Genomic DNA, 16244 nt, shown 5'->3' on the forward strand with positions numbered 1-16244 from the left:
CGCCGTACGCGCACGCCGCGACCGCTCGGTCCAGGAGGTCGACACCTTCCTCCACCGCGCCACCACCGAAGGCCTCCTCCGCCCCGACCAACCCGCCGGATGGGCCGGCGCCCTCCTCCCGCAGCTGATGCACCTCGTGGCCCGGCAGATGCCGCAGCTCAGCGCGGCCCGGGCCGCCGACATCGTCGTCGACACGTTCCTTCACGGCATGGGCGCCGGCCGGCCCGGGCCGACGGCTCCGTAACCACCACCGGCCCCGGACCGCGCGGCCGGATCGCGACCGCACGGGCAGGGGCCGGGCCCCGAGCCGACAGCCCCGAGTTGGCGGGGGGCGAACTTGCGGGGCTTGGACAGGGCTTGCAGAACTGGAGAGAGCTTGTGGGGCCGGAGGGAGCTTGGGGGGCAGGGGGCCGGGCCCGTGGACCAGAAACCGGACCGGTGGGCCCGGGCCGGACCGGTGGGCCGGGGACCGGCCGGGGCGGCCCCTGCGTCCGCCACCCGAAGCGACGCCGGTCAGTCGTGGGCGACCACCGGATAGCGCGGCTCACCCTCGGCCATCTGCCGCAGCGCGTCCTTGCGGTCCCGGGTGGAGAGCCGGTCGATGTAGAGACGGCCGTAGAGATGGTCGGTCTCGTGCTGGAGGCAGCGGGCGAAGAAGTCCCTGCCGCGCACCCGGATCGGGTTGCCGTGCACGTCCTGCCCGGTGACCTCCGCGTAGTCGGGGCGGGCGAGCTGCGCGAAGGCCGTCGGCACGGAAAGGCAGCCCTCCTTCCCCTCGGCCAGCCGGCGTTCGGCGGCGGGCTGCTCGACCAGCCGGGGATTGCAGACCACTCCCACGTGCCGGGGGCCGTCCTTCACCTCCGGGCAGTCGTAGACGAAGACCTTCAGGCCGACGCCGATCTGGTTGGCGGCCAGACCCACGCCCGCCGCGGTGCGCTGGCTGGCGAACATGTCCGCCACCAGTTGCTCCAGCTCCTCGCCGAACTCGGTGACGTCCTCGCACTCCTTGTGCAGCACCGGGTTGCCGACGACCGTGATCGGCCGCGAGGTACCCCGCGCACGCCACGCCGCCTCCCGGGCCTCGCAGTCCTCCGTGTCGACGACATATCCCTCGTCGTCGACCGGGAGCACGCCCGCCTGCTGCCGAACGGTGTCCTGCTGCGCCATGACCGGCCTACGCCTCCTGCACACATGGGGGGATTCTTGTGCACACACTAGCCTGCCCTGAGAAACATGTGCCGCGGTCTCCATGGGCGGTGTCTGCGGCTCCGTCCGGATCTCTCTCGCATCGGGCCGGAGTGAGGCCGTCGGCGGCGGTCCGGCGGCACATCGGCAGAATCGCTCACCGCACGCCTCCGGGCCCTGCTCCCGCCTTCCCCGGGTGTCTTCGGGGAACGTCTCACGTCCCGAGTTGCCGCCACCACCAGGCGATGGTCGGGACGGGAACGGGAGCCTCGCTGAGCGGAGTCGGCGTGTCAGCCCACTGAAGGTCCAGCGGAGACGTACCGCCCGGCTCCCGGTACCGTTCGCAGGTCATCCCCCACTCGAGGTTGGCCCGGATCCAGTGTCCGAGGGAGGCCACGTAGCGACGCAGGTCGGTGGAAGCATCGGCGATCACCTGCTGGCCAAGGCGCTCGAAGAGGACCATGAGCTGGTCGCGCAGCAGCATGGCCTCGTCCATGACCACCGACACGTCCTCGTCGCGGGCGTGTGCCAGCACGTCCAGGAGACCCACCGCGTCCTCCGTGCGGGTGTGCTCCTTGCGGAAGGAGAGGATGTCGTTGTCCCAGCCGACGAGCAGACATGTGACTTCGGTGAGCGCGCGCACGTCGGCACGGTCCATGTCGGCCGCGGGCAGCTCGTAGCCGTCGGCGATGTCCAGGAGCATGACGCTCACCCGCATCGCTCCGTTGTGGATACGAAGAAGCGCGTAGTCGGCGAGGTCGGGCACGGCCTTCTCCGTCCGGTCGGCCGCTTCCCGCACCTGGCACAGGAAGTACATGCGCATGGCGTCGATCCAGCGTCCGACCTGCACGGGTGTGGCGCATGACGTCAGTCTGCCGTGCAGGTCGCGCAACGCCAGCTCGAAGTTCCGGTAGGGACCGCTCGGGGGTATCGGGGCTTCAGGGGCCTCCAGTATCCGCAGCAGCCGGATGAGGACCCGGCTCAGCTCCAGGGGGTCGCGCCCCAGCGAGCCCTCGTCGCAGTGCGCGTCATCGAATGCGAAGAGCCACATGAGCGAATCCGCGGAGACCTGCGTCGGTTCCAGAAGGCCACCGGGTGACGTCAGGCCGGCCAGCAGGCCCGCGTTGACGTGCTCCAGGCGGCGCCGTTGAGTGTCGTCGGCGTAGAGACCGTGGTCACGAACCCACTGGACCGTCCTGCGGTTCAGCAACTCGGACTCCGGATGCTTCGCCGGCGCCACGGGGCAGTAGAAGGGACGCAGACGGACGGCGGGCGCAGTCAGTGTCATGGGGGACCTCGGGTTCTCAACTGGTCGGACGTATCGCGCGTGAGGAGTGAGGTGTGATGCCGGGACAGCTGCGTGCCGATCTGGACACGACGCCGGTCAACAGCCGCCAGACTCCTAGGTGTTCATCCGTCGGCAGCGAGAAACATATCTCTCTGTGTTCGACTTTTCTACCGTCCGTCAGGAAGGACCGACCACGGCCGCCGCAAGCCGTTGACCGGCCGGGTCCCGGCCCTCCCGGCCCTGCTCGCGGACTTCAGGGTCGAGTAGCCACCCCGAGCACCCTTTAAACACGTATCCAAACGAACATCCGCCGCAAGTTCTCCGGCACCTGGGTTTCGGATCGTCTCCTCCCGGGTGTCGCCGCGTCACCTGCTGCTCATCCGTCCCGCGCAGACTCCCCCGTGGCAACGGAAGAGGAAGGCATCCGTGGGGACGGGGGGCGTGCGGTGCGGGTGGCACGATCGGTGAGACCGGGTGCGGGCGATCCGGCCCGACGCTCCGCGGCGGGGACCCACCGTGGCTGAGGAGCCCTGGTACAACCCGGTCGTGATCGCCCTGACGGGCATGTCCGTGCCGCTGGGTTCGTCGGAGCGCATGTACCGGGAGGTGGAGCTTCCGCACCGGGAGCTGGTGCGGTTCCTGGACGGTCTCCAGCAGGCCGTCGCCGAGGTGACGGCCGGGACCGCCGCCGGTGCGAGCGGAGAGCTGCCCGAGGAGTACGTCCGGGCCATGTCGACGTTCGCCTCCGGTGACGGCGCGGACCACGTGCGCGCGCTGAAGGAGACCGCCGGGCAACTCGCGGACGCGGCGCATGAGTTCGGCTACCAGCTGGACTACACCCTCATCACCATCGCCGGGCAGGTGGTCCTCTTCCTGCTGGAGTGGGCGTTCACCCTGCTGCTGATGCTCTTCGACCCGGCCGAGGCGCTGGCGGAACAGGCTGCCCTGCGGGCGGCCTTCCGGGTGCTGCTGCTCAAGGAGCTGCGGCGGCTGGCGCTGGAGGCCGCGGTCATGGTGGGCGTCAACGTCGGTCTGTCCACCGCGCTGGACGGGCTGGCCCGGTGGATCCTCGCCGCGCAAGGCAAGCACACCTCGCAGGGCGCGGCCTACCACCGGCAGTCGGTGGTGTTCGGGGCGATCCAGGGTGCGATCGGCACCGCGCTGCCGTTCGCGACGGCGGGTATGACCAAGGTACTGGCCAAAGTGTCCCTCCCCGGTCTCGTGAAGGACCTGGAGAAGACGGTGCTGGCCGGCCTGCAGCGTCCCGCGTCCTCGGCCCCGGTCCGTACGGCGGGTGAGGACGCCGCACACGCGGCCGGTGCGGCTCCGCTGAACGCCGTACGGGGAGCAGGCCCCGTGGCCCCGGGCTCGCCCACGGCCGGCGCCGTGCTCGCTCCTCCACTCGCCCCGCTCGACGGCTGGTTCGCCGGGAAGCTGGCCGCCGTGGTGGCACCGGTGGCCGTCTCCCTCCGGTCCGGCGCGGTCGACAGCACCGCCCGCGGCCTCTTCCGGCTCCGGGTGGAGACGCTCTTCGGGAAGGCCTTCGCCGAGCACATCGGCCCGGCGGCGGCCCGGGGCGCGGGGCGTGACTGGGCGGACGCGTTCCTCGCCCGCGCCGGGTCGTCCTCCCGCAGCGGTCGTTCCGCCCTGGCCGCGGCGCTGGACGAGGCGGTGCGTCCGCTGCCCGAACGGTTCGCCGCGCTGCGGACGCAGCTCTCGGAGGGCGTGGCGCGGGCGCTGCCCGGCGGTGCGGCGATGAAGGGGCTGATGCTGCTGTTCGAGACGCCGCTCAACGCGGCGCACCAGAACCTCTCCGAGGGCGTGTTCAACGTCTGGCTGACCGGAACGTTCAGCACCTCCGGGCTCACCACCGGCGCGGGCGCGGCCGGTTCCCTCGTCAGCGCCGCCGGACGCCACGTCGCCGCTCCGGTCGCCCACTGGATGAAGAACGGCGCGCACGCCCTCGGGAAACTCACCTCGCCCGCCCGGCTCCCGCTGGTACCGGACCAGGTCAACGGGCCGGACCCGGCCCCCAGCGGTGCCCCGTCCGCGGCGGCCGGTGGCGGGGGGACCGGCCCGGCCACACCCACGCCGGGGCCTGGCCGCCTGCCCCCGGGACGGCTGCCCACCATGTCCCGCCCCTTTTCCGGAACCGCAACCCCGACTGACACCGCAACCGCAACCGCAGCCACAAGCACGACGGAAGCCGCAGCCGGTACGGGAGCCGGAAGCGGGTCCTCGTCCGTGGCCGGACCGTCCCGCCCAGGGCCCTCCTCCTCACCTCCGGTCACGGGCAGGGGTACGGGTACGGACTCGGGCAGGGGCACTGGTACAGGTACGGACACGGGCAAGGGTTCGGGTACGAGCACGGCCGTCCGGGCGCCGTCGTCGGAAGAGGCCCCCACGCGACTGCACGCGCAGGTCGAGGCGGCTCTGCGCGGCGCGGAGCCGGCCGGAACGACCGCCCGGACCACCACCGTCCCCCGTCTACCCACCATCCACGAGACGGCCGAGACCGATTCCCCCACCCCCGCCACCGAACCGGGCACCCCGACGAACCCGCACCCGCACCCGCCCACGGGCTCACACACCCGCACGCAGACGAGCCCGAGGGACACGGCGGCCTCGGTCACGCTCACGGACACGGACACCAGGCCGGGCACAGAGACGCACACCGCCCCCGGCACACCCCCCCGGCCCGCGCGCCCCGCAGAGCACGCCGAACCCGGGCCGCACTTCCGGCCCCCGCTTCCCGGGCAGCCGGAGCGGCACCCGGCGTCGGCCGGCGTCCGGCACACCCCGCTCGGACTGCCCCCCTACCTGCGGGAGTTGCGCGCGCCCGGGCTCTCCACGGCGTACGGCCTGACCGGGCACGAGTTCGTGGCCGCCACCCTGAGCGAGACGATCGGCCGCTCGGACGGCGCGGTCGCAGAGATCGTCGCCGAGCTGGCGGGGCGCCCGGAGACCTTCTACGGCGAAGGGCGCTCCTTCGGCGTAGAGGGGGCGAAGGACGGCGGCTGGTACCAGGTCACCGTGTCGATCTCGCGGGGCCGCGGCGACCTGCCCGAGTCCTTCGTCTCCCCGGAGGAGGGGAAGGCGCGGGCCGCGGCGGCGCGGCAGGACCAGGAGATCGCGGCCTTCCTGGCCCGGCGGGAGGCGGCGACGACGGGCAAGGGAAAGGGACGGGAGCTGCCGGACGAGCCGGCCGGCGCCCCGGCCCCGGCGTCCGGGGACGCCCGTCAGAAGGACCAGACGGCACGCTGGGCCGAGGGCGCGAACACGAAGATCGACGTCCAGCACAACACCTCCGCGGCGGTGAGTCACGGCGCGGGCCAATCGTCCGGTGTGGGCGCCGGTCTGACGGCGTTCGGGCTGGCGCCGGTGGTGCCCGGCGTCTGGCTCGGCGCGGCCATGACGGCGAACGTGCAGCCGTTCCAGACCACGACGGGCACCCGGACGCAGCGGACGGTCTCCGAACCGCGCGTGCTGCGCAGCGACAAGGGCTCGGTCGAAGTGACGCGGCAGGTGCGGTACACCGTCCGGATCGAGCGCCAGAACAGACTGACCGGAGACGGCGGGCAGAACGAAACCGGCGGACCGGACAGGAAGAACGGCCACCCCGGGACGGCCGGACCGGACGGGCGTGGCGGACCGGACGGGCTGGACGGACACGACGAGCCGGACGGGCAGGTCCGGACGTTCGGCGGCGACGGCACCCTCGTGATGCGAGTGCCGACCGAGCACCTCGTTCCCGTCACCCACGAGGCGCCGGCCCGGCTGCGTCCGCTCACCGGGCAGGCGGCGAACCTGCTGCGGCTCGCCGACTCCCTCGCACCGTTCGCGCTGGACGACCCGGCCGCCTCGCGGCCCGGCGGCCGGGAGCTGTTCGACACCGTACGGTCCGTGCTCCATCCCGCGCTGACCTCGCCCGGTGCACCGGGGCGGGCCCGGCTGCGCGAGGCCACGTCGGCGGCCTCGCTCCTGGAGGACCTGCCCCGGCTGCTGAACGGCTGGGTGGTGGGCGAGGACCTGGTCGCGAAGGACGGGAGCGTCACGGGCACCTACCGGATGCGCGCCGAGGTGACCGGCCTGGCGCCCGCCTGGGCAGTCGGAAAAACCCAGCTGCGCACGCACCAGCAGTCCCAGTACGCCACCACCGGGACGGCGGGCGAGGGCTGGTCCGCGGCGTTCGGGGCGGGCCCGGCGGCGGGGTTCGGCGTGCTCGGCGGTACGGCGGCCGTCCGGGCCACGGTGATGCCGACCGTCGCGGCGCGGACCTCCCGCTACACGGTGACCGAGCGGACGGTGACGGGCCGTACGGGCGCCGAGGTGCGCGGCGACAAGGCGCTGTACCTGGCCAAGGTGCGGTTCCGCGTCGAGGGGACCGGCCCGCTGTCCCCCGCCGCGAAGGCCCGCGAGGGCGCCGGGGGCGCCGAGCACACCATGGATCTGTGGCTCGGGCTGCGGGCCGACGAGGCGCGCTCGCTCGGCCTGGACCTGCCTGCCGGACTGGAGCCGGGCCCCGTCGTCACCCCGCCCGGCCTCGAGGACGTCCGGCGTCATCTGCCGTTCGGGCCGATGGGTGCGAACGTGACGCTGAGCGGGCTCGACACCCGGCACCTGGTGTCCGGCATCGAGCGGCTGTTCGCGGACGATCCGCGACTGGCAGGCTGGCTCCCGGAGTTCGGCACGGCCGGGGCGCGGGCCGGGGCGCGGGGCAGGCCGGTGAGCGCCGAGGAGGCGGAGGCGCAGCGGCGCAACTACCGGGAACTGGTCACCCTGCTCTCACCGGCCCATCTGCGGGCCCACAAGGACCAGTTGCTGTCCTCGGGGATCGACGTCCGGCTGCGTCAGAAGAGTCGCCTGCACAAGCACGACGTGCAGATCCGGGTGACGGGCACCCTCCGGGAGACCGGATACCTGGGCGACACCAAGGACTGGCTGGTGCGCAGTCAGGCGGGGGTCGCCGGTTCGGCGCAGAGCGGGCGTTCGGGTGCGCGTGCGCTCGGCGCCCTGGCGCTCGGCCAGTTCCGGGCGCTGCCCGGCACGCTGTCGGCGACCCTGCGCGGCGAGCACGTCCGGCACAGCGTCCGGCGCAGCCAGGGCGGCCCCGTCACCCGGTCCGACGTGCTCACCAACGGCGACGAGAGGACCGCCGTCTTCGGCGGGGCGCTGCGCCTCCACGTGGAGGTCACCATGACCACGCGGGAGCGGACCGCCGCGCGTGCCCTCACCTTCGGCTCTCCCGGGCGGGACACACCGGTCGCCGAACACATCGCGTCCTCCGCGCACACCCCGCACCTGTTCCTGGCCGAGCAGCGGGTACGGCTGCTGACACCGCGCGCGCTGACCGTGGACCGGGCCGCGATGGACCGGCTCGCGGCCCGGCCCCTGGATCCCGCCCCCGACGCGGTGACCGGCAGCCGGGAGTTCACCGCGCGGGGCATCGGCGACCTGTCCGCCCTCGCGCCGGAACCGGCCGGGGACGGCCGGACCGTGCGGGACTGGACCCTGGTGGAGACCGTCGGCGACGGACGGCAGATCAGGGAACTCGCCTTCGACCTGCTGGCCCGGGCGGCCGGGGAGGACCGGCCGGGGCGTGCGGACCGCGCGCTGGAGGCCGAGGGCCTGGCGCCGCGGCTGGCGGTCGAGGAGAGTCTGAGCGTCCGCGCCCTCACGGCGGGGCTGCGCCAGGCGGTCTCCTCGGGCTGGGTGGTGCGCGATCTGCACCACCCGCGCCGGCTCGCGGAGCTGCGCGGCGCCCTCGGCACACGGGTGACGCTCGGCAACCCGGAGGTCGTCGCGGAGGGCACGGGAGCGGGGACCGAGACACTGCTCCTGGGCGGCCACCAGGCCGCCGGGCAGCAGGGGCACGGCGTGGGCACGTCCGTGCAGGGCGGTGTGTCGGTCTCGTACAACCCGGCCGGGTGGCGGCTGGGCACGGGCCTGTCGGTGGCGCGCGGGCACAGCCGGAGCACCGCGACCGCCACCACGCTCGGCGGCACCGTGGAACGCAACGCCCACACACCGCGCGGCCGTCCGCTGTACCTCGTCCGGTGCGACCTGACGGTCCGGATGGTGGCCGAGGTGCGGACGGGGGGCGACTGGACGCGCTTCGCCCCGGGCGGGGGGACGCACGTCGCCACGGGAGAACGCACCCTGCCCGGCGCCGCCGCCGTGTGGCTGACCGCCGAGCAACTGCGCGCGGCAGGTCTGCGTCCGCCCGGGACGCGGCCCGAGGTCTCCGGCCCCCTCGCCGCCGGCCCGTCCGCCCCGCGCGGGACGGACCCGGCACCGTACTCCTCCGCCTCGCGGGCCGGCACGGCGGGCGAGGCGCCCCCGGCGCACGCTCCCGTCCCCGAGCTGGCGACCGGGCTGCCGCTCGGTTTCGGGATGGTCGAGGACCTGCCCGACTTCGTTCCCCTGCTCGACCGGCTGCGCGCGGATCTCGGCCGCCGGGACCAGCTCCTGGCCGACACCCTGCTGCCCCGGCGGCAGTTGGCGGACCCGCACGACAATGTCCAGCGGCTGCTGCGCGTCCTGGACCGGGACGGAGCTGCGGGCCTGCTCTCCTCCGCGATGGACGGGGGGATCGCCGTCGAACTGTTCCGGGGCCGGGGCACCCCGTACTGGGCGGTGTTCCGGGTCCGGCGGACCGGGCCGGGTGTCTACGAGGCGGAAGCGGCCGACGGACGCGACATGGAGTACATCACCTCGGCCACCGCGCAGCGGTCGGACACCCGCGACACGGTCGACGCCACCACCATCGAGGCGGTGCTGGCGGGGGCGGGCAAGCCGGACGGCGCGGAACCGCTGCGCAGCACCGCCGCGGCGGCGGGCTTCGGCGTGGGCGCCACGGACACGGTACGGTCCGCGAACCTCACCCGCGGACAGCTCGGGGTGAAGACGGTGGCCGAGGCCTCGGGCCGTTCGGTGAAGATGCGGGTGCCCGTCGAGGCGACCTTGGAGGTGCGCGGGCCCGACGGACCGGTCGGCTCCGCCGCCCTGGGCCCGCAGTCCCTGGTGCACCGGATCCCGGCCAAGGACCTCCAGGCGCTGGCGCGGCTGCGGGCGGTCGCCCCGGAACAGACCGGGCAGACCTTCCTGCGGCCGCGGGACGCCGATCCGGCCGCCCTCCAGGCGTGGCACCGCCGGGGCGTGACCCTGCCGATGGAGGCCCAGGTCAACGGTTTCCGTGGCGCGCCGGAGATACGCGGGGTGATCGCGGACGCCGCGCGTGCCGCCCACGGCGGCGAGCACTACGGACGGCCGGGCGAGGCCGCGGCGTACGCGCAGCACGAGGCGGTGTCGACGGAATGGCTCACCTCCGTCCTCCCGCTGCTCACCACGTCGGGCGCGGACCTCCCGGTCGCTCCCGCCTTCGATGCGCGCGGACACGATCTGCACACCTCGCTGCACGCCCGGCTGCGCGACGGCCGGGTGCTGGGCACCGGGGAGAAGATGACCTTCGAGACGGTCGCGCAGAGCACGCTCGACGCCCCGCGCCCCACCGGGACGGACGGCCAGCACGGTGCGGAGCACACGAGGACGGCGCGTGCGGCGGGCGGCGCCGGCCTGCTGAACGCCACCGACTTCCGGCTGAACCGCCTGCTGGCCGGCGCCGGACACACCGGCGGCGGGGCCGACGCCGCGGCCGGCGGTTCCGGCTCGATGCCGTTGCACAAGCCCAAGGCGCAGTCCGCGCTGGTGCAGTTCACGCTGGACGTACGCGTGGTGGCCCGGGTGGACGGCGGCGTCCGTCCGGGCCACGGTGCGGTCTCCGTACGGGACTTCACCCTGCCCGTCCCGGTCGTCCTGCGGATACCGGCGCCGGTGGCCCGGGAGATGCTCCGCGATCCGGCCAACCGGAAGCGGCTGCGCGACCCGGACGGCCTGCTGACCTGACCCACGCCCGCCGTCCTGGCCCCCGTACGCCGTCCCCGCCCGGGCGTACACCGTCCTGGCCCGCGCGCCCGCCGTCCTGGCCGCGTACGCCCCCCGCCCGCGCGTACGCCGTCGCCGACCGCGTGCACGCCGTCGCCGACCGCGTGCACGCCGTCACGGGCCACGCGCACGCCACCGCGGACCACGCGCACGCCGTCCTGGGCCGTACGCCGTCCCCCAGCCACCGGCCCTCTCCGCGGAAGCACCCAGCGACCCTGCGCGCCCCCTTCTCCCTGCTGGTCGGCCCGGGCGAACCCCTTCTGTCGCCGGGCAGCCCGCACGCCCCCTTCCGCGGCCGGTCAGCCCGCACGCCCCCCTTCCCCGGCTGGTCAGCCCGCAGGCCCCCCTTCCCGCCGCCGGTCAGCCCGCGCGCACGCCTTCGATGAAGCGCCCGGCCAGATCGACGCGCTCGTCGATCGTCGCGGGTGACTGCCCGAAGTCGACGAAGAGTTCGTGCACACCCGCCTCCGCGGCAGCACGCGCGTAGTCGACGTACTGGCCGAGGGTGCCCGCGCCCGGCATCTGCTCCGCGTCGGTCTTGCTCTCGGTCAAGGTGGGATTGACGCGCAGGGCCATACGCAGCGCGGCGGGGTCCCGGTCCGCGTCCTCTGCCGCCTTCAGGACGGTGGCCCACATGCCCGTGATGTGCGGCAGCGGCAGCGCCACCGGCAGCCAGCCGTCCAGCCGCCGGCCGATCCGGCGCAGTCCCGCCGCAGTGAACGCGGCGAGCAGGACGGGCGGCCCGGGACGCTGGTGCGGCTTGAGCCCGACCACGGTGTCGGGGATCGTGAACAGCGGCCCCCGGTGCGAGAACTCGTCGCTGGTCCAGTACCCGTGCAGCACGTCGAGCGTCTCGTCCAGCCGCGCGCCCCTGCCTTCCCAGGGGACGCCCACGCCGGTGTACTCGTCCGGCATCCAGCCGAGGCCCAGGCCGACATCCAGCCGGCCGCCGCTGACGACGTCGAGGGTCGTGAGCGACCTGGCCAGCAGCAGCGGCGGCAGCCACAGGCCGTTCAGCGTGCTGGTGCCGAGCCGGACCCGGCTGGTGTGGGCGGCGGCGAGCGTCAGGCTGACCAGCGGGTCGAGGTGGTTCTCGTAGACACGGGGCATCACCCCGTCCTTGCTCGGGTACGGCGCACCGGGCGAGCGGGGGGCGAGCACCCGGTCGCCGGTCCACAGGGAGTCGTACCCCATCTCCTCGGCGGTGCGGCTGACCTGGACGATGGCCTCCCCGTGGGCGTCCGGACCGAAGGTGGGGAGAGCGAGACCTAGGCGCATGTGTGCGTTTCCTCCGGAACAGGGTGTGTACGCCGCGACATGTGTGCCGTGCGGACGGAACGGCCCCGTGACGGGACCGCCCCGACACCTCGACTATACGTTTCTCCCATAGGTGCGGGATGCACCGGCCGTTCGGCCTGCCTCACCGGTCGGCCCGGACAGCGGCGGTGAGACAGGGGCAGGACGACGCGGCAGCCGGTTGACCGGATCAGTGGCCGCCCGGCCGGCGAGCGGTGTCGGCCAGTCTCCTGAACTGGTCCCAGCGCCCCTTCGGCCGGGACAGCCCGGGGCGCAGGGGCGGCATAGGGATCGCACTCGTGATGGGCGCGGTGCTGGTGGGCGCGAGCGCCACACCCGCACGGTCATACCCGCTGGGCACCTCGCGAAGCACCCCTGTCGGCCCTCGTACCTCCGCTTCCCGAAGCCCCTCTCCTCCGCGCGCGACGTCAGCCCGCCCCACCCAGCGGCACGCCCAGCAGCTCCTCCAGCCGGGCCACCGTCCGGCCCGGCTCGCGCGCGTGGACGGTGGCGAAGCCCAGCTCCGCGGCGGGCGCGAGGTGCTCCTCGGAGTCGTCGACGAACACACACTCCTCGGCGGGCAGTTCCAGCATCTTGAGGACCAGGGCGAAGATCTCCGGTTCCGGCTTGCGCAGGCCGTGCCGCTCGGAGATCACCACGGCGTCGTAGTTCCGGTCCAGGTCGTAGCCCTCGTAGAGGTTCCAGGGACTCAGGCCGACCGAGTTGGAGAGGATCCCGGCCTTCACTCCCGCCCGGCGTGCGGCCGCCGCCGCGGCGATCACCGAGGTCTCCGGGCGCAGGTCGGCGAAGACCCGGCCCATCAGGTTGTCCCCCGGGATGCCGAGCGCCCGGCCGGCCTCGGCGTTCCACTCGTCCTGGGTGAGCGAGCCGCGCTCCAGCTCCTGTGTGCGCCGCACCGCCCCGGGGTCCAGGTACAGCGCGTTGATCAAAGCCCCCCGGGACAGCCCCTCCCGTTCCTCGAAGGCGAGGACCGCGGGCAGGAGCGGCGTGGTCAGCACGCCGCCGAAGTCGAGGACGAGGCCCTTGCGATGAGTCATGCCGGAACTCTACGAGGTGAGGGGGCGGAAGGTTTCTCCGGACCGGAGGCGTCCCACGCGCCCGCCCGCCCTCCTCGCCCGGGCCTCGTGAACCTCACACCCTCCCCGCTCCGTTGTCCCGGTGTGAGGCCCTGATGCCCCGGCGACGGCATCAGGGCCCTGCCGCACCCGGCAGTCAGGGCCCAGCCCACCCGGCACCAGCCGGTCAGCACTGCCGAACCAGCCAGGCGGCCCCCGCAGGTCCCGCTCAGGGGCCGCCTTCCCGTTCCGGCGCCGTTCCCCGGGCAGCCGGAACCGGACGGTCCCGCCCGCCCCGTCCACAGGCGGGCGGGACCACGGGACCGGCCGCCGGGCGGAGCCCGAGACCACGGGACCAGCCGGCCGCCTCACCGGCCCGTCCGAGCAACACACCTGGCGGCACACGTCGTCCCGACCGGTCGCCGCCGAACGGTGACCCCGTTCCGCGCCCGTTCACCCCACCCTCACGAACGGGCCTCGTGCCGTCCCGAACCACGGTCTAACCTCACCGGGTCCGCTCCCCCTTCCCGCCCCGCCCGGCTCCGACCCGATCGAGGTTCCCCATGACCCTCCGGCGCGCCCTGGCCCTTCTCACCGCCCTGCCCGCGCTCGCCCTCGCCCTCCCGGCGAGCGCGCAGGCCTCCACCGCGGCTCCCCGGCATCCGGCCCCGCCCCACCACCGGACTCCCTTCGACCTCCAGGCCCACCGCGGCGGTCTCGGCCTGACCACGGAGGAGTCCCTGGAGGGGTTCGGCAAGGCGCTGCGCCTCGGCGTGAGCACCCTGGAACTGGACACGCAGATCACCAAGGACCGCAAGGTCGTCGTCAACCACGACCGGCAGATCAGCGCCCAGAAGTGCGCGGACACCGGTCCGGTGACGCCGGGCGACCCGATGTACCCGTACGTCGGGAAGTACATCAAGGACCTGACGCTCGCCCAGATCAAGACGGTGGACTGCGGCTACCGGCAGTTGCCCGGCTTCCCCGAGCAGGAGCAGGTCAAGGGCGCGCGGATGGCGGAGCTGAAGGACGTCCTGGACCTGGTCAAGCGCTACCGGGCCCGGCAGGTCAAGCTGAACATCGAGACCAAGGTGGAGGCGGGCGCCCCCGAACAGACGGCGCCGCGCGCCCTGTTCGTACGCCGGGTGTACGAGGAGATCCACCGCTCGGGCATCGAGCGGCAGGTCACGATCCAGTCCTTCGACTGGGGCGCGCTGAAGGCGATGCACCGGCTCGCGCCGTCGTACCCGCTGGTGGCCCTGACCAACTACGACTTCCTCCAGGTGGGCAGGCCTGGTGCGTCACCGTGGCTCGGCGGCATCGACGCCGACGACTACGACGGCGACTTCGTGCGGGCCGCCGCCGCTGCCGTCCCCGGCCTGACCACGCTCTCCCCCAACTACGGCTTCCCGCAGAACGGCACGGTCGCCGACCCGGACTTCCGCTTCTACCCCGACACGGGGATGGTCCTCGAGGCCCACCGGCGCGGGCTGAAGGTCGTCCCGTGGACCTGCGACGACCCGGCGACGCTGGCGGCGCTGATGGACCTGGGCGTGGACGGGGTCATCACCGACTACCCCGACCGCGTCCGCGCCCTGATGGCCGAGCGCGGCATGCGGCTGCCGAGGGCCTACCCGGGCCCCCGGCACTGATGTCGCCTCCCGGCTCAGGCCGGGCGTTCCCCGCGCCGGTGCGGGTGGGAGGGGTAGACGCCGAGGATGCGCACCTCGGAGGAGAAGAAGCGCAGCTCCTGGAGGGCGAGCGCGACGTTGGGCTCGTCGGGGTGGCCCTCGATCTCGACGTAGAAGCGGCTCGGGTTGAGCCCGGCGCCCATCTGGTAGCTCTCGATCTTGGTGAGGTTGACGCCGCTGCTGGCGAACCCGCCGAGCGCCTTGTAGAGGGCGCTCGGGATGTTGCGCACGCAGAAGAACAGGCTGGTCACCGTGGGCTCGTCGGTGCCCGGCCAGGTCCCCTGTTCACGGGAGAGCACCACGAACCGCGTGGTGTTGTCCGGGTCGTCCTCGACCCCCGCGCGCAGCACGTCGAGGCCGTACAGGGCGGCGGCGGCGGGCGGGGCGAGCGCCGCGTGCCGCGGGTCGCCCAGTTCGGCCACCTCACGCGCCGAGCCCGCCGTGTCGTCGCTGACCAGCGTGCGCCAGCCGCCCTCGCGCAGCAGCTTGCGGCACTGGCCGAGGGCGTGCACGTGGCTGCGGACGCACTCCACCTGGTCGAGGGAGGCGCCCGGGACGCCCATCAGGTCGAACCGGATGGCGAGGAAGTACTCGCCGACGATGAACAGACCCGACTCCGGCAGCAGGTGGTGCACGTCCGCCACCCGGCCCGCCGCGGAGTTGTCGACGGGGATCGCCGCCACGTCGGCCGTGCCCAGCGTCACCGCGTCCAGCGCCTGCTCGAAACCCGTGCAGGGCAGCTCGGTGCCGTCCGGGAACAGCGCGCGGGCGACGGTCGCCGAGTTGGAGCCGCGCTCACCCTGATATGCGACGGTCGTCACCGTGTATCGCCTTCCACCGTGGGGGTCCTCTCGTCGGGCGGCAGCAGGTCCACCGCGTACCGCATGTACTGCAGTATCGGGGTGCTGTCGTCCACCAGGGAAATCAGGGGGTCCTCCGCCGCGCTCCCGCGGAAGGCGAGACCGTACTCGTACGCCGCCGAGACCACCTGGTGCACCAGCCGGGCCGCCCGCCGGACCTGCTCGCCCAGTACCGCCTCGGCGGCCGGCCGGTCCCCGGCGGCCGCCCGGGCGGCACCGTGCAGCCGCGCCGCCAGGCTCAGCCGCTCGTCGTGGAGCGCCGCGGCCAGCTCGGCCGCCGCGCCGGCCGGTGACATCATCGCCCCCGGTGCGTCGAGCCCGGTCAGGGCGTCGGTCAGCCGCCGCGCGGCGCCGAACGCCAGGCCCGCGACGGCCGCCCACACGAACACCGCGTCCCCGGCCCCCAGCGGCGTGCCCGCCGAGCTGGTGGCGAACCCGCCCGGCACGTACACGTCCGCCAGCCGGAACACCGTGCCGGAGCCCGGCCCCCGCGCATCCCCGGAGGCGCGGGCCTCGCCCGTCGGCCGGGGCAGCACCTTGGACGACACCACGAACACGTCCGGACCGGCCACCCCGAAAGCCTCCCCGGCCTCCCCGGCCCGGCGCGGGTGCCCGGTCAGCCGCAGCGCCAGCCACCGGCCACCGACCGCCTCCCCCGCCCCCGCCGGTGGCAGCCGCCACTGCCCCGACACCGAGAACCCGCCCGCGACGCCCCGCACCAGCGGCCCGGCGCCCGACGGATCCGAGGGCACGGCCGCGGCGAGCGGCGCGGACCAGTTCCACAGGGAGGTGAACGACTCCCACGCCGCCGAGGCGTCGGAGTGTCCGTCCCGCTCGTGGAAACCGAGCACCCGCACCGGATCGGCGTGCGGCCCGACGATCCGCAGGTATCGGCCCCGCACGC

At 74.1% G+C, this 16244-nt stretch carries 8 protein-coding genes and 1 pseudogene; 3 read left to right on the top strand and 6 right to left on the bottom strand.

The window, feature by feature from the left end:
- Positions 1-244 (top strand): annotated as a pseudogene (locus ABZ719_RS16625) (TetR family transcriptional regulator); the annotation flags it as partial.
- Between the two features lie 269 nt (positions 245-513).
- Here ABZ719_RS16625 and def read toward each other — a convergent pair.
- Positions 514-1167, bottom strand: a complete 654-nt coding sequence (gene def, locus ABZ719_RS16630; RefSeq protein ID WP_366725899.1) for a peptide deformylase — start codon at positions 1165-1167, stop codon at positions 514-516.
- A gap of 232 nt (positions 1168-1399) precedes the next feature.
- Complete coding sequence (locus tag ABZ719_RS16635; protein ID WP_366725900.1) at positions 1400-2473, bottom strand: hypothetical protein; 1074 nt, start codon at positions 2471-2473, stop codon at positions 1400-1402.
- 516 nt (positions 2474-2989) lie between these two features.
- On the opposite strand from ABZ719_RS16635, the gene ABZ719_RS16640 reads away from it, so the two are divergent.
- Positions 2990-10378, top strand: a complete 7389-nt coding sequence (locus ABZ719_RS16640; protein ID WP_366725901.1) for a hypothetical protein — start codon at positions 2990-2992, stop codon at positions 10376-10378.
- A gap of 399 nt (positions 10379-10777) precedes the next feature.
- Here ABZ719_RS16640 and ABZ719_RS16645 read toward each other — a convergent pair whose 3' ends face one another.
- Together ABZ719_RS16645 and ABZ719_RS16650 are read right to left on the bottom strand one after the other, a co-directional pair.
- On the bottom strand, positions 10778-11695 hold the full coding sequence (locus ABZ719_RS16645; protein ID WP_366725902.1) for a TIGR03619 family F420-dependent LLM class oxidoreductase: 918 nt from the start codon (positions 11693-11695) through the stop codon (positions 10778-10780).
- A 446-nt stretch (positions 11696-12141) separates the two neighbouring features.
- Entirely contained in the window at positions 12142-12771 is a 630-nt protein-coding gene (locus ABZ719_RS16650) for an HAD-IA family hydrolase (RefSeq protein WP_366725903.1), read from the bottom strand.
- Between the two features lie 581 nt (positions 12772-13352).
- Between ABZ719_RS16650 and ABZ719_RS16655 the strand changes: the two genes are divergently transcribed.
- Positions 13353-14441: a glycerophosphodiester phosphodiesterase family protein gene (locus tag ABZ719_RS16655; protein WP_366725904.1), complete on the top strand. Its 1089-nt coding sequence runs from the start codon at positions 13353-13355 to the stop codon at positions 14439-14441.
- Between the two features lie 14 nt (positions 14442-14455).
- On the opposite strand, the gene ABZ719_RS16660 is transcribed toward ABZ719_RS16655, so the two are convergent.
- Complete coding sequence (locus ABZ719_RS16660; protein WP_366725905.1) at positions 14456-15301, bottom strand: prephenate dehydratase; 846 nt, start codon at positions 15299-15301, stop codon at positions 14456-14458.
- Positions 15298-16242 (bottom strand): hypothetical protein, encoded by a 945-nt coding sequence (locus ABZ719_RS16665; RefSeq protein ID WP_366725906.1) that lies wholly within the window; start codon positions 16240-16242, stop codon positions 15298-15300. The genes ABZ719_RS16660 and ABZ719_RS16665 overlap by 4 nt, the downstream gene beginning before the upstream one ends.
- Positions 16243-16244: the final 2 nt, after the last annotated feature.

The sequence above is a fragment of the Streptomyces sp. NPDC006743 genome, assembly GCF_040703815.1.
Lineage (GTDB): Bacteria > Actinomycetota > Actinomycetes > Streptomycetales > Streptomycetaceae > Streptomyces.